Source organism: Nonomuraea sp. NPDC049695 (assembly GCF_040674955.1).
GTDB classification, from domain to species: Bacteria; Actinomycetota; Actinomycetes; order Streptosporangiales; family Streptosporangiaceae; genus Nonomuraea; species Nonomuraea helvata.
The window spans coordinates 61,856-81,871 of record NZ_JBFANV010000025.1 but is presented as its reverse complement, the minus strand read 5'-3'; the positions used below and the strand labels follow the sequence as shown (position 1 = coordinate 81,871).

The window sequence follows — 20,016 nt, the reverse complement described above, 5'->3', positions numbered from 1 at the left end:
CTGTTCGCGTCGCAACCGATTTACCGGTCGGCGAAGAGCGACGCGTACACCGGGCGGCCGTGCTCGCTGACCACCTGACCGGCCAGACCGCCGCCCGTCACGGTGGACAGGCGCAGGTCGAGGTAGCGCTCCTCCTCGACCACGCGCACGTCACCGTCGGGCGCGGGCAGCCAGGAGGCCACCTCGGCCCGCTGAGCCGCCCGGTCGCGGGCCAGCTCGGCGCGCAGCTCCGCCAGGCTCCCCGCGTCGTACGGCTCCGCCGGGGTCCGCTCGGGCTCGGCGTGCCAGGCGGCGACGCCGTACGCGAAGCAGACCAGCGCCATCCACATCTCGGCGAAGTACGCCGGGTCGGGCGCCAGCTCCAGCCCCGCGAACCTGCCGTCCACGAAGAACAGCGCCCCGAGCTGGCCCGGCAGCAGCTCCAGCCGGCTCTGGAACTGGGTCAGCGTGGCCCGCTTGCGCGACAGGATCTGCTCCAGGTGGCCCCGGGACGGCAGCCCGTACGCGCGGTTGAGCTCGGAGATGTCCGGCCAGAGCTTGGCGTAGTCCTGGCGCCCGCGCTGCCGCAGCGCCTTGGCCCGCAGCTCGACGGGCAGCACGAAGAACCACTGGTCGCGGCCCTCGAGATAGCCGCCCTGGCCGGCCTGGACGCAGCAGGCGTCGTCGAACCGCCTGGTCTGCCCGGCGCCCAGCAGCGCCGAGGAGCACAGGGCGTGGTTCTGGGCGGCGTCCTGGATGTAGCCGAGGTGCAGCGGCACGATCGCCACGCCCTCGCGGGCGCCGTTGTGCAGCTCGACCTGGCCGTACCCGACGACCCGCTTGAGCTTCAGCCCGGAGCGGGGCGGCACGATGCCGGGACGCTCGGGACCCCAGAGGGGCACCATGGTCAGCGCCCCGGCGCGCTGCGGCGTGCCCGCGCGGTAGCCGTCGAGGTCGAGCGGCGCGGGCAGGAGCGTGTCGAGGCCGGTCATGTGCGTGCTCCTTCCAGTCGGCTCGAGGCCGGTCATGTGCGTGCTCCTTCCAGCCGGCCGAGCATGGCCGTACGGATCCAGTCCCGGCCGGGCGGGCAGTGGCCGAACATCCACGGCAGCAGCCCGGCGAAGTCGTCCTGGTGCCAGAACGGGTGGCGCGGCAGGTCCGGCGCGGGGTCGCGCAGGGTGAGGTCGTCGCCGCGGGTGAACGTGGCCTGGCAGAGCACCACGGGCGTCGTGACGCCCACCCTGGGCAGCGTGGCCGCGACCCGGGCCAGGTCGCCCGGCATGGCGTTCTCGTAGCCGTCGGTCACGATCACCACCAGGTCGGGGCGGGTGTCGAGGGCGTCCAGCAGCCCGCTCGCCAGATCGGTAGCCCCCTCGGGAACCGACTCCGCGGTGCCGCTCTCGACCACCGTCAGGCGGTCGCAGATCTTGCCCAGGACCAGCCGCAGCGCCGCGGCCTGGGACATGACCGCCCACTCGCGCTCGCCGTACCCCCGCATGGAGCCCGACGTGTCGAGCACCATGGCCACGTGGCCGGTCATGCGCGGCAGCCCGCGCGTCGCCTCGGCCACGTATCCCGCCAGGGCGGGACGCAGCTCGGCGTCCGGCCCGCCGCGGTAGAGGTGCACCAGCGTGGCCGCGATGTCGCCCCGGTTGGTCGGCGTCACGATCGGCGGGTGCTCCCTGACCGGGTCGAGCGGCGCGGGCGGCTCGTGCGGGGCCACCGCGCCGTACGTGCCGGGCGCGTAGAGCGCGCGTACCCGCTCGATCGCCACGGCCGGGTCGGAGGTGAACCGCAGCAGGCTCCTGCGCAGGTAGCCGGAGCCGGTGTCGCCCTCGCGGACGAGCCGGGCGCACGCGCGGGCGGTCGCCTTGCCCAGCGCGTGCTCGAAGCAGTCGGCCAGCGCGGTCCTGCGTGCCTCGATGAGCGCGGCGGCGTCCGGGTGCTCCAGGACGAACGCGACGATGGCCCGCGTGGCGTGCTTGTGGTTGACGCGCATCCGCCGCAGCGCGAGGAGCACGGTCACGGCGTGCGCCGGCGGCAGGCCGAACATGAGCGCCCTGGTGACCTTGGCCAGCGTCGCGCGGACGCCCTCGTCGAGGCCGTCCTGCGAGGCGGCCAGCGTGCGCAGCAGCACGCGGGCCCGCTGCCAGGGGAGCGCACCGGGCACCAGCGCGAGCAGCGCGTATCCCTCGGGGTCGCTCAGCTGGGCACGCCGGTGGAGCTCCGCGTCGTCCCATGCCAGATCGCTGCCCCTGGACAGGACCAAAGGGGTGTCGTGCGTCCGGAAATGCTGGAGAAGAGTCGGGGTGTCCACGATCACGAGTTTAGGAATTTCGTCCCGCAGAAAGACACCCATTTTCCGCGGCCGCATTATCGTGCTGCCGGAGAAAATGCGCGGGCGTGTCAAATGCTTTTCCCGCCGAGTGAGAGGCCCGGCGCGCGGTGGGCGCCGGGCCTCTCGAGCGGTCAGTCTTTAGTAGATGCGGTACTTACGGCCGCAGTTGTCGAACTTGCCCGCCCAGCAGGTGAACGTGTAGATCTTCTTGATCCCCCGGCCCTGCCAGGCGCCGACCACCTTGCCGTCGAACGAGCGGTTGAACTTGTGCCAGCCGCCGTTCTGGTAGTACTCGAACCACACCCAGCCCTTCTTCCCGCCCACCTTGTCCACGCCGTACCACTTCGTGAAGACCTTGCCACCGCTCTTCCACGTCTTGCCGAACGTGTACGCCTTGTGGTCGCTGGAGAAGAACTTGCCCCAGTTGACAGTCGAGTGGGACTGCGTGGCGGCCTGAGCCGCGGGGGTCATGGCGACACCGGTGATGGCCATCGAGCCTGCCAGGGCGATGGTCGCAAGAGCCTTACGCATTGGGTTTCCTCCCCGTTGTCCGTGCTGCCGGTTGTTTCTCCGGCAGCACGGACATTACGGAGACCTGGAGCGATCATCTGTGGACAAATCCGCACTGGGGAGGTGATCGGCGACACACCTGCCTGGCGATCACCGGACTACGGCGGTGTCCGCGGGGAGCGGGAGGAACAGCGGTCGCGACGCCTTGGCCTGGGCCGCGGTGTCGCCGCACAGGGCCGCGAGCACGTGGTCGGCCAGGGCGTAGTCGATGGGGCTCGGAACGATCTGGCCGTTCTCGTCGATCCGCTGATACTTCATGAGGTTGAACCCGAACGACACCTGGCGGGCACCGTCCGCGGTGGACAGCGATTGCGTGCCCATCCCGAACACGGCCCCGTCGTGCCCCCAGAAGCGGCCGCAGGGCAGGTCGAGGGAGTAGAGCCCGAGGCCGTACGCGACCGACCCCCCGCCCACCACCACCGGCACCGTCTTCTGCATCTCGGCGAGCTGAGCGGCGCCGATGAGCTCGCCGCGCAGCAGCGCCCGGTAGAAGCGGTTGAGGTCGTCCATCGTGGACACGATCGCCCCCGCCGTGCTGGCCCAGGACATGTTGTAGACGCTGTAGTCGCGCGGCGGGTCGATGAGGCCGAACCACGACTCGTACGCCTTGGAGTGCGGGCCCGGGATCAGCGGCGTGCGCGGGAAGGACGTGTGGTGGAGGCCGGCCCTGCGGATGACGTTGCGGGTGATGTACCGCTCGGCGTCCGTGCCCGTCACCTTCTTCAGGAGCAGGCCCGCGAGGACGTAGTTGGTGTTCGAGTACGAGCCGGGCACCGCCCCCGGCTCGCCGGTCGGGGTGGCGGCCAGGCCCAGCCTGACCAGCTCCTCAGGGGCGAACGTGCGGAAGCGGTTGTCGTCCAGGCTCTTGGTCGAGCCCTGCAGCAGCGAGGGGAACGCCGGGCCGATGTAGTCGGCGATGTGGCTGGTGTGGTTGAGGAGCATCCGCACGGTGATCTTCTGGCCGCGCTCGCCGGGGACGAGGTCGGGCAGGTAGCGGCCGATCGGGGCGTCCAGCTCGACGGTGCCGCGTTCGACCTGCTGGAGGATGGCCACCGCGGTGAACGTCTTGGTGATGCTGCCCACCCGCTGCAGCATGTCGGGACGTACGGGGCGGCGCGTGTCCACATCGGCCACGCCGGACGCGCCCCGCCACGTCTGATCACCGTCGCGGACCTCCGAGTAGATGCCGAACATGCCGGCCTCGTGGACGGCGTCCAGGGACCGCTGGAGCTCCGGCCCGGTTCCGGTGGCCGCTGCGGCCCCGGCGAAGGCGGGGGCGGTCAGCGTTCCTGCCGCGAGTAACACGCCTGCCGCGGTCGCGACGGCCAGCCGCACGGCGCGGCCCGCGACCGGCGTTCTGAATCGGCGAGATGTCATGGAGGCAGCATCGACCAAGCGGGGCACGCGCCGTCAGTGTGCAGTGTCATCGGCTCCTCATGACACGGGTCATGCCGTTGCGGACCGGCCGCCAGGTACGCTTCACTACCGATTCCGCCCGAGGAAAGGACACGTCGGATGCCCCACGCGGCGCGGCCCACGGTCACGCTGCACGACGTGGCCGCGGCGGCCGGGGTCTCGGTCTCGACCGCGTCCAGGGTTCTGGGCGGCAGCACACGGAAGGTCGCGCCCGAGTTCGAGGCGCGCGTGCTGGCCGCGGCGGCGGCCCTGCGCTACACGGTGGACGCCTCGGCCAGGGCGATGCGCCGGGCGAGCGACTCGATCGCGCTCGTCGCCGACGACCTCACCACGCCGTCCATGGCGATGGTCGTCGCCGCGATGGAACGCGAAGCGCGTACGGCCGGCGCCTTCGTCACCGTCTCGTCCACGATGGCGGCCTCCGAGCGGCAGCTCGAGACCGTGCGGCTGCTCCGCGCGCTGCGTCCCCGCGCGCTCGTGCTGACCTCCAGCCGTTTCATGGCGAACGCGTTCGACGGGCGGCTGCTGAAGGAGCTCGACTCGTACGAACGCGAAGGCGGACGGGTCGTCATCGTCGGCGAGACCGACCTGAGTTTCGATTCGATCGGCTTCGACGATTACGGCGCCGGGCGCTCGGCAGGCGCCTTCGTCGCGGAAACCGGGCACCGGCGGGTGACGATATTCGGCGGCGTCCGCGAATTGCGCAACATGGCCCTTCGCACCGCCGGTTTCGTGGCGGGACTGCGGGCCGGGGGGCTTGCCGAGCGGGATATCCGGGTCGTTCATGGCGAGGTCAGCCGCCAGGGCGGATTCGACGCGGCGCGGCGGCTGGCCGAGGAGGGGATGGCCGGCGCGCAGGCGGTTCTCGCGGTCAACGACATGCTCGCCATCGGCGCGATGTCAGGATTTCGCGCGGCCGGTGTGGCGGTTCCCGACGACGTTTCCGTGACGGGAATCGACGACATTCCGCTCGCCGCGGATGTGACGCCGCGACTGACCACGGTGGCGCTTCCGCTGGCGCAGGCGGGGGTGGAGGCGATCCGCTTCGCGCTGGAGAAGGCGGGCACGGGTAAGCGGCTCGCGCTGGAAGGGCGGCTGATCGTCCGCGGAAGCACCCGCACCCGGGAATGAGCGCACCCGTCACCGCGCGCGCAGGGCCGGACGGCGGGCCCAGGTGACCCACCGCCACAGCCACTCCATCGGGCCCTGGAGGTAGCGGTTGAGCCAGAGCGTGGACCACACCCACTGGACGAGGAGGATGACGCCCGCGATCACCAGGACCGTGGCCGAGGACCACTCGTGCGGCACCCCGCCGACCAGCCGGGTGGCCACCAGCACGAGCACGCTGGCGCTCAGGTAGTTGGTCAGCGCCATCCGTCCCAGCGGCGCGAAGACCGACTCCAGCACCGGCCGGAGCGGCGTCCTGAGCAGCACGAGCATCCCGCAGATGTACACGCCCGCGATCAGCAGGCCCGCCCCGGCCAGCGTGAGGCTGAATCGCACCTCTTCGACCTGCAGCATCACCACGGGCACCGCCAGTACGGCGAGGACCAGGCCGAGCATCGCCGGAACGCGGGTGGAGCGCTCGATCCGGTCGATCACTCCGTACCGGGTCAGTGCCGAGCCCAGCAGGAAGAGCCCCGGCACGATCGTGAACGGGCTGGGAACTATGGCGAGCGCGACGGCGAGGAGCACGAACGCGAGCCCGGCCACCGCCCAACGAGGCAGCCAGGTCGAGGGCAGCAGCACCACCAGCCCGACGACGGCGTAGATGGCCAGGATGTCGCCTTCCCAGAGCAGGAAATGGTGCGCCAGCCCCATCGCGAGCAGTGCCAGCAGCCTGCGCGACAGCAGCAGCCGAGGCCGGGCGGTCCGCTCGGCGGCCGACTCCAGCAGCAGGGAGAACCCGACGCCGAACAGCAAGGAGAAGATCGCGTAGAAGCGCTGCTCGACGAACAGGCCCAGCCAGGCCTCCGCGGCACCCGCCTGCCCTCCTGACACGGGCGGCGCGCCCATGCTGGCGATCGGCTGGACGTTGGCCAGCAGGATCCCGCACAAAGCGAACCCGCGGATCACGTCCAGCGCCGCGATCCGCGAACGTCGTTGACGAACTTCGTATGACATGGGGCCTCATCCTGCGGACCGCGACCGGCTCCCCACATCGGCGGAAAGCAGGGACCAGGACAGTACTTTCGGCCGGTACCAGACGGCGGGGTGTCTCTCCTAGCCTGGACGCCGTGCGCGTTCCCGATCGGCTCAAGGTGGCGGCCGACGCCGGACTCGGCGTCGTGCTCGCGGCGGCCGTCGCCTACCAGGCGTACCGGGTCGCCGGCAGCTGGGGCGGCGACTACTGGCTGTTCGGGGCGGCCGCCGGCGCGGTGGTGTGCGTGCTCGCCCTGGTGCGCCGCCGCGACCGGCTGTGGACCGCGGTCGCGGGCCTGGTCGCGGCGGCGCTCGCCGTCCTCGCCACCCTCGTCGTCCACCTGCCCGCCGAGCCCGGCCCCGCCATGTCCCTGGGCCTGACGGTGCTCGTCGGCTCCGCCGTCAGGACGCTCCCCGCCCGCGCGGCCGGCGCCGTCGCGGCCGCGGGCCTGGCCGTGGTGGCGGGCGGCTTTCTCGTCGACCCCGCCTCGCCCGTGCCGGTGCTCGCCGGCCTGGCCTGGCTCGCCGCCCTGACGATCGGGCTCGCCCCCCGTCTCCTCGCCGCCCGCCGCCACACCGTCGCCGAGCGCGTACGGCGTGCCGAACGCCTCGAACTGGCCAGGGAGCTCCACGACGTCGTGGCCCACCACATCACCAGCGTCGTGCTCCAGGCCCAGGCCGCCCGCCTCGTCACCGCCAGGCACCCGGAGAAGACGGCCGGCTCCCTGGCCGACATCGAGACCGCGGGCTCCGAGGCCCTGGCCGCCACCCGCCGCGTGGTCGGCCTCCTGCGCGAGCCCGCTCCCGCCCCGGCGGGCGGCGAACGGCTCGGCGAGCTGATCGAGGGCTTCCAGAGCCACGGCCCGCGGGCGCACCTGCGGCTGGACGCCGATCCGGCCGGCTGGTCTGCCGAGGTGAGCAGCACCGTGTACCGGGTCGTACGGGAATCGCTGACGAACGTCTCCAAGCACGCCCCGCGCGCCCGCGCGGTGGACATCGGCATCACCCAGGACGAGCGGGTGGTCACGGTGGAGGTCGAGGACGACGCCCCGCCGGTGGCCGCCCGCCGCTACCGCCGCGCCGGGTACGGACTCGTCGGAATGCGCGAACGCCTCGAAGCCCTCGGCGGCACCCTGACGGCAGGCCCCCGCCCCGGCTCCGGCTGGGCCGTCCGCGCGACCGTTCCCACCCGCGCACGCCGATGACCATCCGGGTGCTGCTGGCCGACGACCAGCCGATGATCAGGGCCAGCCTGCGGATCATCCTCGAGAACGAGCCCGACATCGCCGTGGTCGCCGAGGCGTGCGACGGCGTCGAGGCGATCGAGCAGGCCCGCAGGACGTGCCCGGACGTGTGCCTCGTGGACATCCAGATGCCCCGCCTCGACGGGATCGAGGTCGCCCGGGCCCTGGCCGACGCCCCGCCCCGGGTGGTCATGGTGACCACGTTCGACCTGGACGAGTACGTCCACGGCGCGCTGCGGTGCGGCGCGGCCGGGTTCGTGATGAAGGACGCGGGTCCGGGCCTGCTGGTCGAAGCGGTGCGGGCCGCGTACGCGGGGGACGCCCTCATCTCACCGTCGATCACCCTGCGGTTGCTGCGCCAGGTCGCCGGCGCCCGCAGAGCCCACGTGCCCGCGCAGCCTCTGACCGCGCGGGAGGTCGAGATCGTCCGGGCCCTCGCCAGGGGACGCACCAACCGGGAGATCGCCGACGAGCTGGTCATCTCGCTGAGCACGGTCAAGGGGTACGTGTCGGGCATCCAGGCCAAGCTCGGCGCGCGCAACCGGACGGAGATCGCGGCGTGGGCGTGGGAGAGCCCCACCATGCGGCCTCAGCTCGGGTGATCGTCCGGTAGCACCCTTGACGCCCAGGTAATACCCGTGCAAATCTGCGGAATACGTTTTCCTTGGAAAACGCTTTCCCATAGAGGAGCATGATCTTGACAGAACGGAAGTACCGGGCCGCGATCGTCGGAACCGGTGCGATCGCCCACGCGCACGCCCAGGCCGTCCTCGGGTCCGGGCGGGCGGAGCTCGTGGCCGTGGCCGACGTGGACGCCGAGCGGGTGACGGCGTTCGCCGAGAAGTACGACGTGACGAGCACCCACGCGAGCCTGGACGACCTGCTGCGGGAGGAGGAGGTCGACCTCGTCCACCTGTGCACGCCGCCCCAGCTGCACACCCCGCTGGCCATCGCGTGCCTGGAGGCCGGGGTCACGGCGCTGGTGGAGAAGCCGCCGACGCTCTCGCTCGCCGAGTTCGACGCGTTGATCGAGGCGGAGCGCCACTCCACGGCGCACGTCGCGACCGTCCTGCAGCACCGCTTCGGGGCGGGCGCGCTCCGGCTGCGCCGCCTGCAGGAGGCCGGCGAGCTGGGCCGCCCGCTGCTGGCCACGTGCGACACCCAGTGGTACCGCGACGACGCGTACTACGCGGTCCCGTGGCGCGGCACGTGGGAGTCGGAGGGCGGCGGGCCGACCATGGGGCACGGCATCCACCAGTTCGACCTGCTCTTCTCGATCCTCGGCCCGTGGCGCGAGGTCACGGCCGTGGCCGCCCGCCAGTCACGCCCGGTGGACACCGAGGACGTCTCCATGGCGCTGGTGACGTTCGAGAACGGCGCCGTCGCCACGGTCGTGAACTCCGTCGTGTCCCCGAGGCAGACCTCTCGGCTCCGCTTCGACTACGAGCGCGCCACCGTCGAGGTGGAGCACCTGTACGGCTACACCGACGACGACTGGACCGTGACCCCGGCGCCCGGCCAGGAGACGGTGTCGGACCTGTGGGCGCAGGGGCACAGCACCGTGCCGAGCGGCCACGACGGCTGGCTCGCCGCCGTCTACGACGCGCTCGACCGGGGCGAGGCGCCTCCGGTGACCACCGAGGACGCCCGCCGGACGATGGAGTTCATCGCCGCGCTGTACACCTCCGCCTTCACCGGCGAGCGCGTACGAGCCGGACAGATCACCGCTGACAGCCCGTTCGCCCTGCGCATGGACGGCACGGGCGCTCCCTGGGGGAAGTGAGGAATCCGTGACCCTGCAAGCCACACACCTGCTCGACCGCGAAGTGACCGTCGCGGCGGGCGACGTCGACCTGTTCACGTACGTCTACCGTCCCGACACGCCGGTGCTGGAGTCGCCCAAGCCGTACCTGCACCCGATCCGCACCCTCGGCGGCCGGCTGGTGTCGCTGTTCAGGCCGCACGACCACGTCTGGCACAAGGGCATCGCCTGGTCGCTGCCGCACGTGGGGGAGCACAACTTCTGGGGCGGGCCGACGTACGTGCACGGGAAGTTCTACGTGCAGCTCGAGAACAACGGCAGCGCCACGCACCGCGAGATGACCGCGCTGACGGCCGGCGGCGGGCGGGCCGAGATCGCGCACACGCTCGACTGGACCTCGCAGGCCGGCGCCCCGGTCATCGAGGAGCGGCGGTCGCTGTCCGCGCAGGTGCTGGACGAGGCGACATGGGCGCTGGTGTTCGAGACGGAGATGACGAACGTGTCGGGCGGCACGCTCGCGTTCGGCTCCCCGACCACGAAGGGCCGCGAGAACGCCGGGTACGGCGGCCTGTTCTGGCGCGGCCCCAGGTCGTTCACCAACGGGACCATCCAGTCGCCGGCCGGGGCGGGCGGTGACGAGCTGCGCGGCACGCGCGCCGAGTGGTTCGGCTTCCGCGGCAGGCACGACGAGACCGGCGACCACTCCACGATCGTCGTGGTCGACGCCGCCTCCAACCCGCAGCACCCGCCGCAGTGGTTCGCCCGGAGCGAGGACTTCGCGTGCCTGTGCCCGGCGCCGTTCTTCAGCGAGGAGGTGGAGCTGCCGGACGGGGAGTCGCTGCGGTTCCGGTACGCGGTCGTGATCGCCGATGGCGACCGGGGCGAGGAAGGGACCGAACTGCTGGCCAAGCAGGGCCGGGCGGCGCTGGCATGACCTTCCCCGGAGGCACCTCGGTCAGCCGGCTGTCGGTCTACTCCGGCAGCCCGTGCGCCGACGGGCTGGAGGGCGGCACGCCGCACGTGCACACGGCCTCCACGGAGGCGTACGTGGTCGTCGGCGGGCACGGCACGCTCCAGACGCTCGACGTGAACGGGCTGCGCGAGACGGAGCTGAGCGCCGGGACGACCGTCTGGTTCACGCCCGGCACCATCCACCGCGCGGTCAACCGCGCGGGCCTGGAGGTGGTGGTCGTGATGTCGAACGCCGGTCTCCCCGAGGCCGGCGACGCGGTCATGACGTTCCCCCCGGAGATCGTCGCCGACCCGGACCGCTACCGCGAGGCCGCCACCCTCCCCACCCAGGGAGAGGAGGAGGCCGTGCGGCGGCGGCGGGAACTGGCCGTCGAAGGGTTCCTCCAACTCGCGGATGCCGCCGCCAAGGGCGACCTGGCCCCGCTCCACCGCTTCTACGACCACGCCATCGCACTCGTCCGCCCCAAGGCGGCGGGTTGGCGTGCCATCTGGGAGGAGACCGTCGCCGAGCAGGCCCGCCGCACGGCCGGCATCCTCGACGCCCTGGAGCTCGGCGACGGCACGCACCTGCGCCGGTCCGCCCTGATGGAGAGCCCGGCGCACGACCGGTGGGGCATGTGCGGCCACCTGCGTGCGCACGACGTGGCCAACCCCATCGTCCACACCCCGTAAACCGAGCTGATCGCCCGACCGGCGCGCCTCCGCGGCGAGGCGCGCCGAACACCCCCCAGGAGCCCGGCGATGCCCACGTTACGCACCCTGTTGACGGCCACTGCCATGATCGCGACCTTCGTCCAACCCGCCACGGCCTCGGCCTCGGTCTCGGCTTCGGCTTCGGCTTCTGCGGGCACCACGTACTACGTCGACGCCACCGCAGGCGACGACGCGGCATCCGGCCTCGACGAGGCGCACGCCTGGAAGAGCCTGGGCAAGGTCAACGAGACCACCTTCCGCCCGGGCGACCGCATCCTCCTGCGCGCCGGCCAGCGGTGGACGGGCCAGCTTTGGCCCAAGGGCTCGGGCGAGAGCGGCGCGCCGATCACCGTCGACAGGTACGGCGCGGGCGCCAAGCCCCGCATCGACGGCGCGGGCCAGGTCGGCGACGCCGTCCGGCTGTTCAACCAGGAGTTCTGGACCATCCGCAACCTGGAGGTCACGAACGAGGTCCCGCCGACGGGCACCCCCGGCGAGAACCTGCGCGATCTGCGCGGCATCCACGTCTCCGGCGACAACAGCCAGACCCTCGACGGCTTCGTCATCGACGGCGTGGCCGTGCACGACGTCACCGGCCAGGTCAACTGGATCAGCGGCAGCACCGACAACAACGCGCCCGGCGTGCGCTTCAAGACCGGCTGGGACGGCTCGAAGAAGACGGGCGGCATCGTGTTCGACACGACCGTGCCCGACATCCACGCGCCGCCGGACCAGGCGACCGTGCTGAACGACGTGGTCGTCCAGAACTCCACGATCGCCAACACCTCGTTCGCCGGAATCGTGGTCAAGCAGTACACCGGGGACGGCAAGAACGACGCGGGCGAGACGATCGCCACGGCCACAGGCTGGGGCACCCGGCAGAGCGCCGACGACCCGAAGTTCACGCCGCACACGAACATCGTCGTCAGGAACAACCACATCACCCAGGCCGACACCGCGTACGGCTGCAACGGCATGTACCTCACGAACGTCAGGGGCGCGCTGGTCGAGCACAATGTCGTCTACCGCGCGGGCACCTCGGGCATCGAGTCGTACTACGCCGACGACGTGACGTTCCAGTTCAACGAGGTGTACGAGACGCAGCAGAAGGCCGGCGGCGCCGACTCCAACGGGATCGACCCGGACAAGGGCACCACCCGGCAGGTCGTGCAGTACAACTACCTGCACGGCAACGGCGACGGCGTGCTGCTGTGCCAGTTCGCGTTCGGCGACGCCGTGGTCAGGAACAACGTGATCGCGAGCAACACGCGCTACCAGATCTACCTGCACTCCGACCGGGCCGCGACCGCCAAGGTCTACAACAACACGATCTACAACGACAAGAGCGACTACCTCATCTACGGGTACGGCACGTACATCGAGGCCCGCTACGACATCACGAACAACCTCCTGTACTCCACGCGCCCAGCGACGCTGACGACCAGCCCGACCATCGCCTACAGCCACAACCTGTACGGCGGCGCGGACCTCGCGGTCCCGGCCGGCGACGCCGACGCCGTGGTGGCCGACCCGCTGTTCGCCAAGGCGCCGCTCGACGGCCCGTACGGCACGCCGGAGTCGGGCCCCCGGCTCGACACCGCGTACGGCCTGCGCGTCTCCTCGGGCTCGTACGCGATCGACGCGGGCGCGGAGATCAGCGGGAACGGCGGCCGTGACTTCGCCGGCACCCCGCTCTACAACGGCGGCCCCGACATCGGGGCCTTCGAGTACACCACGGCCGAGGGCGCCACGACCGAGTCCGTCATCGGCACCGTACGCACCCCGGCGGGCACCCCCGTCGCAGGGGCGGCCGTGACGGCGGCGGGCAGGAGCGCGACCACCGGAGCCGACGGACGCTTCGCGATCATCGACCTCCCCTTCGCCGAGGACGTCGTGGTGACCGCCACCAGGAACGGCTATGCGACGGCCACCGAGACCGTGGACGTGCGCCCGGGCAACACCGCCACCGTCCACCTGGCCATGGCCCCCGCCGGCACGGTCGGCACGGTCACCGGGCGCGTCCTGGACCAGGCCGCCCGCCCGCTCCCCGGCGCGGCGGTCACCGTCAAGGACGGCGACCAGACGCTCGGCACCGCGACCACCGGCGCCGACGGCGCCTTCACCGTCGAGAACGTCCCGGCCGGGGACGGGTACCAGATCCGCGCCTCGTCCGGCGGATACGTGGCCGCCACCCGGTCCGGGCTGACCGTGACGGCGGCCACGGCGACCGACGCGGGCGCGCTGCTGCTCGTCCGCCCGGTCCCCGACTACGTGGCCGTGCACGACTTCGACGACCTGCCGGCAGGACCCCTGACCGGCGGCGACGGGCTCGTGGTGAGCGGTGCGGGCGGGAGCGTCGAGGTGGTCGAGACGCCGGGCGGCAGGAGCCTGAAGCTCACGCGTACGGCCAACAGCGGCAGCACCAGCGTCTCCCAGGCGTTCGCGCTGAAGGGCGTCGTGACCGTCGAGGCACGAGTCATGAGCGAGCAGCCCTACACCTCCGGTAACCACTGGTGGGCCGTTCCCTACGTCAGGAACGCCGCCGGTCAGAACGCCGTCAGCCTCGCCTTCACCAAGAACACCATCGTCGCCTACGCGGGCACGACGACCCGCACGGTGGGCGCGTACGAGCCAGGCCGCTGGTACCACGTCTCGGCCGTGATCGACACCGTCAACCAGCGCTTCGACCTGCTGATCGACGGCCGGAAGGTGCTCCAAGTCGCCGCGTTCAGGACCGCCATGGACGGCGTGGCGCAGATCGACTACTACGCCAACAGCACCAACTACGGCAGCATCCACCTCGACGACATCCGGGTCGCCCAGGGCGTCGGCCTCGCCCGCGACGACACCGGCCTGCTCGGCGTCGACACCAGTCAGGGCGCGCCGGCGGACGGCGTGCTGGACGTCCCCGCCCGGGTGACCGAGGTGGAGGTGACCGCCGTGGCGCGCAGCCCGTTCGCCAGGTCGGTGAGCATCTCCGGCGAGCGTACGGAGGGCGCGCAGGCGACGCGGACGATCACGCTGGGGGCGGCGGGGGCCGAGGTGCCCATCGTGGTCACGGCGGAGGACGGCACCGAGGCCACCCACACCCTGCGGATCAGGCGCAGCCCGCTCGCCCAGGACACCACCCTGACCGGCCTCGTCCCCGGCGCGGGCACGCTCGAACCGGCCTTCGACCCCGACGTCCACGCATACGCCCTGACCGCCCCGGAGGACCGGGTCGCGTTCACGCCGACCGCGCTCGACCCGAAGGCGGCCATCACCGTCCAGGGCCAGGCGGTGGCGAGCGGCGCCGCGTCCCCGCCGATCCCGGTGCCCGTCGGTGACACCGAGGTCGCGATCAAGGTGGTGTCCGAGGACGGCACGGCGGACGCCACGTACACGGTCAAGGTCACCCGTCCGGAGCCCGAGCTGCCGCAGGACGGCGCCACCGCGCCGCCCGCGCGTGCGGCGCTCTCGACGACGAGCGGCTGGAAGAACGGCCTCCACGACGGCACGTACGACGTGACCATGAACCTCTGGTACGGCGTCAACGCCAGCGTGTTCGTCCTGTACGAGAACGGCAAGGAGATCGCCAGGCGGGAGCTGACCCCGAAGACGCCGTCGGCCCAGAAGGCCACCGTCGCGGTCACCGGCCGCCGGAACGGCACCTATGTCTACACCGGCGAGCTGCTGAACCAGGCCGGCCGCACCGCGACCACGTCCGCCCAGGTCGTCGTGGCCGACGCGAATCCCGGCAGGCCCGTACTCAGCTCGGACAACTGGGACGGCGACGGCGACTACACCATCCGCATGAACATGTGGTGGGGCACCAACGCCACCTCCTACCGCCTCTACGAGGACGGCGTGCTCGTCGACTCCCAGCCGCTCGACGCCGCCACCCCGGCCGCGCAGAGCGCCGCCACCGTGCTCACGGGCCGGCAGGCGGGCCGGCACACGTACGTGGCGGAGCTGGCGAACGCGGCGGGCGTGACCAGGAGCGACCCGTTGACCGTAACGGCAGGATGACCGGCATGGACAGCGGGCCGGTGCGCCCCGGCAAGGCCCCGCCCACCCTCCATGACGTCGCCCGTGAGGCGGGCGTGTCCATCGCGACCGCCTCGCGCGCGCTCAACGGCAGCTCGCGCAACGTCAGGTCCGAGAACGCCCGCCGGGTGCGCGCGGCGGCGGCCAAGCTCAACTACGAGCCGCACCTGTCGGCGCAGGCCATCGCGAAGGGCTCGACCAGGACCGTCGCGCTGGTGATAGGCGACGTGGCCGACCCCTACTTCGCCTCCATCGCCGCCGGCGTCACCCGGGCGGCGGAGGCGGCGCGGCTCATCGTCACCATGGCGGTGGCGGACGGGTCGCCCGAGCGCGAGCTGGAGATCGTCAGGACGCTCCGGGGGCAGCGGCCGCGCGTCATCATCGTCGCGGGCAGCCGCGTCGCGGGCTCCGCGACCAGGGACGCGCTGATCGAGGAGCTGGAGGAGTACCGTACGGCGGGCGGCCGGGTCGTGATGATCAGCCAGCGGGACCTGCCGTTCGGCACTGTCACGATCGACAACCACGGCGGTGCGCGCGACCTCGCCCGTGCGCTGCTGGACGCGGGCTACCGGCGCTTCGCCGTCTTCCACGCCCCTGGCGAGATCCGCACGTCCCGCGAGCGTCACGACGGCTTCCGCGCGGGCCTGGCCGGTGCCGGTGTGGCCGAGACGGTGGCGATCGAGACCGCGTTCACCCGCGCGGGCGGCTACGACGCGGCCCGCAGGCTGGTGGAGCGGGGCTTCGACGATGTGGAGGCGGTGTTCGCGGTCAACGACGTGATGGCGATCGGCGCCATGGCGGCCTTCCGTGACGCCGGGGTGGTCCCGGGAGTGGACATCGCGGTGGCGGGTTTCGACGACATCGGCTCGGCGCTGGACGTCGTGCCCGCTCTCACCTCCGTGTCCGTGCCGCTGGAGGAGGCGGGCCTGACCGCCGTGCGGCTCGCGCTCTCCGACGACGAGGGTGCGCCGGACGTGCCGCTCCCGGCACGGGTCGTCCTGCGCGAGAGCACCCCGCCCCGCCACGGAAAAGGGCGTGCGAGACGGTCCCGCCACGAAGCATGATCGCGGCATGGGCTATGAGGAGCTGATCCGCGAGGCGCTGACCACGCCGTTCCAAGGCTGGGACTGGGCCGTCTTCCGCGGTCGGATGACCACCGCCGACGACCTGCCGTGGGACTACGAGGAGCTGGTGCGCGAGCGGCTGCCGAAGGCGGCGTCCCTGCTCGACCTCGGCACCGGAGGCGGCGAGCTGCTGTCGTCCCTGGCCCCGCTCCCGCCCCGTACCGCCGCCACCGAGGGGTACGCGCCCAACGTCCCGATAGCCCGGCGCCGTCTGGAGCCCCTGGGTGTCGAGGTGGCCGAGGTGAGCTCCGCGTTCCCCGACGGCTCGTTCGAGCTGATCGTCAACCGGCACGAGGCGTACGAACCGCGCGAGATCCGCCGCCTCCTCGCCCCGGGCGGCACGTACGTCACCCAGCAGGTGGGAGGGCGCGACCTGGAAGAGATCAACCAGGCCCTGGACGCGCCGCCGCACGAGGACCACGGCTGGGACCTCGCGACCGCGTCCGCCGCCCTCACCGAGGCCGGGCTCGACGTCACCTGGCGCCGGGAGTCGAGCCGTCCCGTCACGATCAACGACGTGGGCGCGCTCGTCCTCTACCTCCGCGTCGTCTCGTGGCAGATTCCCGGCTTCACCGTCGAGGAGTACGAGGACCGGCTCCGCGCGCTGCACGCGGAGATGGCGGGCGGCCGCCCGCTGCGAGCGAACGCCCACCGCTTCGCCCTGATCGCCCGGCACGTCGCTCGCGCGTGATCGGCCGGGAAGTGGATGCCTACGTGATGCGGACGCTCCGCGTTCCGAAAACCCGCGTTTGCCGCTCTGGGGTCAAGTTCATGACATGTCCTTTTATAGGGTGCCGGTCTTCGATTTATGCGTAACTTAGGCCCCGCCACTAACTCCCCGCTTTCAAGGCTCTTGCAGTCACCGGCCGCGCGGGTGCGTCAATCTTGCATCCCAGGTCAAGAGATGGACCCCCGCGAGTGGGTTTTTCCATCCGCACTCCCGCCCCCACCAGTGGCCGAGGCCACGGTCGGGATGGAAGGCTGCCCGAAGCCGCCTCGGTCGTCCTGCGAAGGAGACAGGGGCGGAAACCCGCAGTGCACTGGAAGGGAGTGCGGCATGACTCAAGACGCCGGCCGCGTCGCGGCCAAGCGGATCAACGACCACGTGGAGATCATCCACGAGGACAACCCGGACCTGGTGCTGGAGGTCCCGCGCCGCGACTGGGTGGCGTTCACCGCAGCGGTCAAGTCGGGCGCGTTCGACCTTGAGGCGCTCCACCGGGAGGCCGAGGAGCACGTGGCCTGACCTTCTCCGCTGCACGAAAGGCGCCCGCTCTCAGCGCAGTGGAGCGGGCGCCTCCGCATGACCGGGGCGGCCCGGTAGTGTCCGAAAGTTTCGGTAGCTCTCCGAAATATTCTTGACGGCCTCTGAGAGGGACATCTAGAGTCCGAAATCAGTGATCGGTTTGGGCCTTCGAAAGTTTCAGAAGGAATGCGATGACATCAGTGAACGCTCCGGGCCTCGCGCCCTGGCGGGACAGCGCACGCACGGTCGGCGAACGCGTGGAGGCACTCCTCGCGGAGATGACGCTGGAGGAGAAGGTCGCGCAGCTCGGCTCCATCTGGCTCCAGGTCGGCGGAGACGGCAACGTGGCGCCCCTGCAGGACCGGTTCAAGGCCGCGGAGACGCTGGAAGAGCAGCTGAGTCACGGCCTGGGCCACCTCACCCGCGTCTACGGCACCGCGCCGGTGTCCGTCGCCGAGGGCGCCGCCCGGCTGCGGGAGCTTCAGGAACGGGTGGTGGCCGCCAACCGCCTGGGCATTCCGGCGATCGCGCACGAGGAGTGCTTGACGGGGTTCGCCACGTTCGGGGCGACGGCGTATCCGACGCCGCTGGCGTGGGCGGCGACGTTCGACCCCGATCTGGTCGAGCGGATGGCGGCGGCGATCGGCGCGGACCTGCGGGCGGCGGGGGTGCACCAGGGGCTGTCGCCGGTCGTGGACGTGGTGCGTGACTATCGGTGGGGGCGGGTGGAGGAGTCCCTGGGCGAGGATCCGCACCTGGTGGGCCGGCTGGGCACGGCCTACGTACGCGGCCTGGAGGGGGCCGGGGTCATCGCCACGTTGAAGCACTTCGCCGGGTACGGGGCCTCCCGCGCGGCCCGCAACCACGCCCCGGTCAGCATCGGGCCGCGCGAGCTGGCCGACGTGATCCTGCCGCCGTTCGAGATCGCGCTGCGCGAGGGCGGCGCCCGCTCGGTCATGGTCTCCTACACCGACCTCGACGGCGTGCCCGTCGGGGCCAGCGCCGACCTGCTGCGTCGGCTGCTGCGCGAGGACTGGGGGTTCGAGGGGACCGTGGTGTCCGACTACTGGTCCATCCCCTTCCTGGCCTCCATGCACCAGGTGGCCGAGGACGCCGCGGGGGCCGGCGCCGTCGCGCTGACCGCGGGCGTCGACGTGGATCTGCCCGAGACGATCTCGTACGGCCCCCACCTGGTCGCGAACGTCCGCGCCGGCCGGGTGGCCGAGTCGGCGGTCGACGAGTCCGTACGCCGGATCCTGCGCCAGAAGATCGAGCTCGGCCTGCTGGACGGCGGCCCACTGGTCCCCGAGGGCGCGGACGGCGTCGATCTGGACAGCCCGCGCAACCGCAAGACAGCCGCCGAGATCGCGGAACGTTCTGTCGTGCTCCTGAGCAACCCCGACAGCCTGCTGCCCATCGGCCCCGGCACGACCGCCCGGCTGGCGGTCATCGGGCCGTGCGCCGACGACCCGCGTACCCTGATGGGCTGCTACGCCTTCCCCAACCACGTGCTCGACCGCTACCCGGAGCACGGCATGGGGCTGACCGTCGCGTCCATCAGGGAGTGCCTCGGGGTCGAGTTCCCCTACGCCGACGTGCGGTACGAGAAGGGCGCCGACGTGTCGGGCGACGACCGGTCGGGCATCGCCGGGGCCGCCGAGGCCGCGGCCGAGGCGGACCTCGCGCTCGTGTTCGTGGGGGACCGGGCGGGGCTGTTCGGCGGCGGCACGTCCGGCGAGGGATGCGACGCGCCCCACCTGCGGCTGCCCGGCCTCCAGCCGGACCTGGTCGAGGCGGTCCTGGCGACCGGCACACCCACCGTCCTGGTCGTCGTCTCCGGCAGGCCGTACGCGCTCGGCGCGTACAAGGACCGGGTCGCCGCCGCGGTCCAGGCGTTCTTCCCCGGCGTGGAGGGCGGGGCCGCCGTGGCCGGCGTGCTGAGCGGCCGGGTGAACCCGTCGGGCCGCCTGCCCGTGCAGATTCCCGAGACACCCTTCGTCAACCCGTCCACCTACCTGCAGCCGCCGCTCGGCGGGAGGACCGAGGGCATCACGTCGGTCGACCCCACCCCGGCGTACGCGTTCGGGCACGGGCTGTCGTACTCCGCCATCGCGTACGTGGCCCTGACCACGGACCGGGCCGAATGCGCCACCAGCGGCTCGATCGAGGCCCGCGTGACGGTCCGCAACGCCGGCTCCAGGCCCGCCGAGGAGGTGGTGCAGCTCTACGCCTCCGACCCGGTCGCGCAGGTCGCCAGGCCCGTCGTCCAGCTCATCGGGTTCGCCAGGGTGGCGCTGGAGCCGGGGGAGGAACGCGTGGTGGCGTTCGACGTGCCCGCGCACGCGTTCTCCTACACCGGGATCGACCTGCGCCGCATCGTCGAGCCGGGCACGATCGTGCTCACCGCCGGGCCGTCGGCGCAGGAGCGGCCGCTGCGCGCGGACATCCGTCTCACCGGCGATACCGTCGCCCTCGGCGCCCGGCTCTGAGGAGGCGAGCGCCGG

At 72.0% G+C, this 20,016-nt stretch carries 16 protein-coding genes; 11 read left to right on the top strand and 5 right to left on the bottom strand.

Features of this window, described 5'->3' with window-relative positions:
- Positions 1-20 precede the first annotated feature (20 nt).
- The 4 genes from AB0J64_RS22665 to AB0J64_RS22650 form a co-directional block, all read right to left on the bottom strand.
- Positions 21-971, bottom strand: a complete 951-nt coding sequence (locus AB0J64_RS22665) for a DUF6569 family protein (RefSeq protein WP_364029803.1) — start codon at positions 969-971, stop codon at positions 21-23.
- Between the two features lie 32 nt (positions 972-1,003).
- Positions 1,004-2,296: a vWA domain-containing protein gene (locus AB0J64_RS22660; protein WP_364029800.1), complete on the bottom strand. Its 1,293-nt coding sequence runs from the start codon at positions 2,294-2,296 to the stop codon at positions 1,004-1,006.
- A gap of 159 nt (positions 2,297-2,455) precedes the next feature.
- Positions 2,456-2,848, bottom strand: coding sequence for a hypothetical protein (locus AB0J64_RS22655; protein ID WP_364029797.1), 393 nt, complete (start codon positions 2,846-2,848; stop codon positions 2,456-2,458).
- A gap of 129 nt (positions 2,849-2,977) precedes the next feature.
- A complete protein-coding gene (locus tag AB0J64_RS22650; RefSeq protein ID WP_364029794.1) occupies positions 2,978-4,264 on the bottom strand; it encodes a serine hydrolase domain-containing protein in 1,287 nt (428 codons plus the stop codon).
- Positions 4,265-4,441: 177 nt separating this feature from the next.
- On the opposite strand from AB0J64_RS22650, the gene AB0J64_RS22645 reads away from it, so the two are divergent.
- Positions 4,442-5,434, top strand: a complete 993-nt coding sequence (locus tag AB0J64_RS22645) for a LacI family DNA-binding transcriptional regulator (RefSeq protein ID WP_364029791.1) — start codon at positions 4,442-4,444, stop codon at positions 5,432-5,434.
- Positions 5,435-5,443: 9 nt separating this feature from the next.
- On the opposite strand, the gene AB0J64_RS22640 is transcribed toward AB0J64_RS22645, so the two are convergent.
- On the bottom strand, positions 5,444-6,427 hold the full coding sequence (locus AB0J64_RS22640) for a DUF418 domain-containing protein (RefSeq protein ID WP_364029788.1): 984 nt from the start codon (positions 6,425-6,427) through the stop codon (positions 5,444-5,446).
- Between the two features lie 113 nt (positions 6,428-6,540).
- Here AB0J64_RS22640 and AB0J64_RS22635 point away from each other — a divergent pair, with 113 nt between their 5' ends.
- The 10 genes from AB0J64_RS22635 to AB0J64_RS22590 all read left to right on the top strand — a co-directional run bounded on the left by AB0J64_RS22635 (position 6,541) and on the right by AB0J64_RS22590 (position 20,001).
- Entirely contained in the window at positions 6,541-7,650 is a 1,110-nt protein-coding gene (locus tag AB0J64_RS22635; RefSeq protein WP_364029785.1) for a histidine kinase, read from the top strand.
- Positions 7,647-8,291 carry a response regulator transcription factor gene (locus tag AB0J64_RS22630; RefSeq protein ID WP_364029782.1) on the top strand — a complete coding sequence of 215 codons (645 nt, stop codon included), beginning with the start codon at positions 7,647-7,649 and terminating at the stop codon, positions 8,289-8,291. The genes AB0J64_RS22635 and AB0J64_RS22630 overlap by 4 nt, the downstream gene beginning before the upstream one ends.
- Positions 8,292-8,386: 95 nt before the next feature.
- Positions 8,387-9,472 carry a Gfo/Idh/MocA family oxidoreductase gene (locus tag AB0J64_RS22625; RefSeq protein ID WP_364029779.1) on the top strand — a complete coding sequence of 362 codons (1,086 nt, stop codon included), beginning with the start codon at positions 8,387-8,389 and terminating at the stop codon, positions 9,470-9,472.
- 7 nt (positions 9,473-9,479) lie between these two features.
- The gene (locus AB0J64_RS22620) at positions 9,480-10,385 is read left to right on the top strand and encodes a PmoA family protein (RefSeq protein WP_364029776.1); all 906 of its coding nucleotides are present in this window, start codon (positions 9,480-9,482) and stop codon (positions 10,383-10,385) included.
- Entirely contained in the window at positions 10,382-11,095 is a 714-nt protein-coding gene (locus AB0J64_RS22615) for a cupin domain-containing protein (protein ID WP_364029773.1), read from the top strand. The genes AB0J64_RS22620 and AB0J64_RS22615 overlap by 4 nt, the downstream gene beginning before the upstream one ends.
- Positions 11,096-11,164: 69 nt before the next feature.
- Positions 11,165-15,124 (top strand): carboxypeptidase regulatory-like domain-containing protein, encoded by a 3,960-nt coding sequence (locus AB0J64_RS22610; protein WP_364029770.1) that lies wholly within the window; start codon positions 11,165-11,167, stop codon positions 15,122-15,124.
- Between the two features lie 5 nt (positions 15,125-15,129).
- Complete coding sequence (locus AB0J64_RS22605) at positions 15,130-16,206, top strand: LacI family DNA-binding transcriptional regulator (RefSeq protein WP_364029767.1); 1,077 nt, start codon at positions 15,130-15,132, stop codon at positions 16,204-16,206.
- 7 nt (positions 16,207-16,213) lie between these two features.
- Positions 16,214-16,957: a methyltransferase domain-containing protein gene (locus AB0J64_RS22600; protein ID WP_364029764.1), complete on the top strand. Its 744-nt coding sequence runs from the start codon at positions 16,214-16,216 to the stop codon at positions 16,955-16,957.
- Positions 16,958-17,323: 366 nt separating this feature from the next.
- Positions 17,324-17,512 (top strand): hypothetical protein, encoded by a 189-nt coding sequence (locus AB0J64_RS22595; protein WP_344985981.1) that lies wholly within the window; start codon positions 17,324-17,326, stop codon positions 17,510-17,512.
- Positions 17,513-17,703: 191 nt separating this feature from the next.
- Positions 17,704-20,001, top strand: coding sequence for a glycoside hydrolase family 3 N-terminal domain-containing protein (locus AB0J64_RS22590; RefSeq protein WP_364029760.1), 2,298 nt, complete (start codon positions 17,704-17,706; stop codon positions 19,999-20,001).
- Positions 20,002-20,016 lie beyond the last annotated feature (15 nt).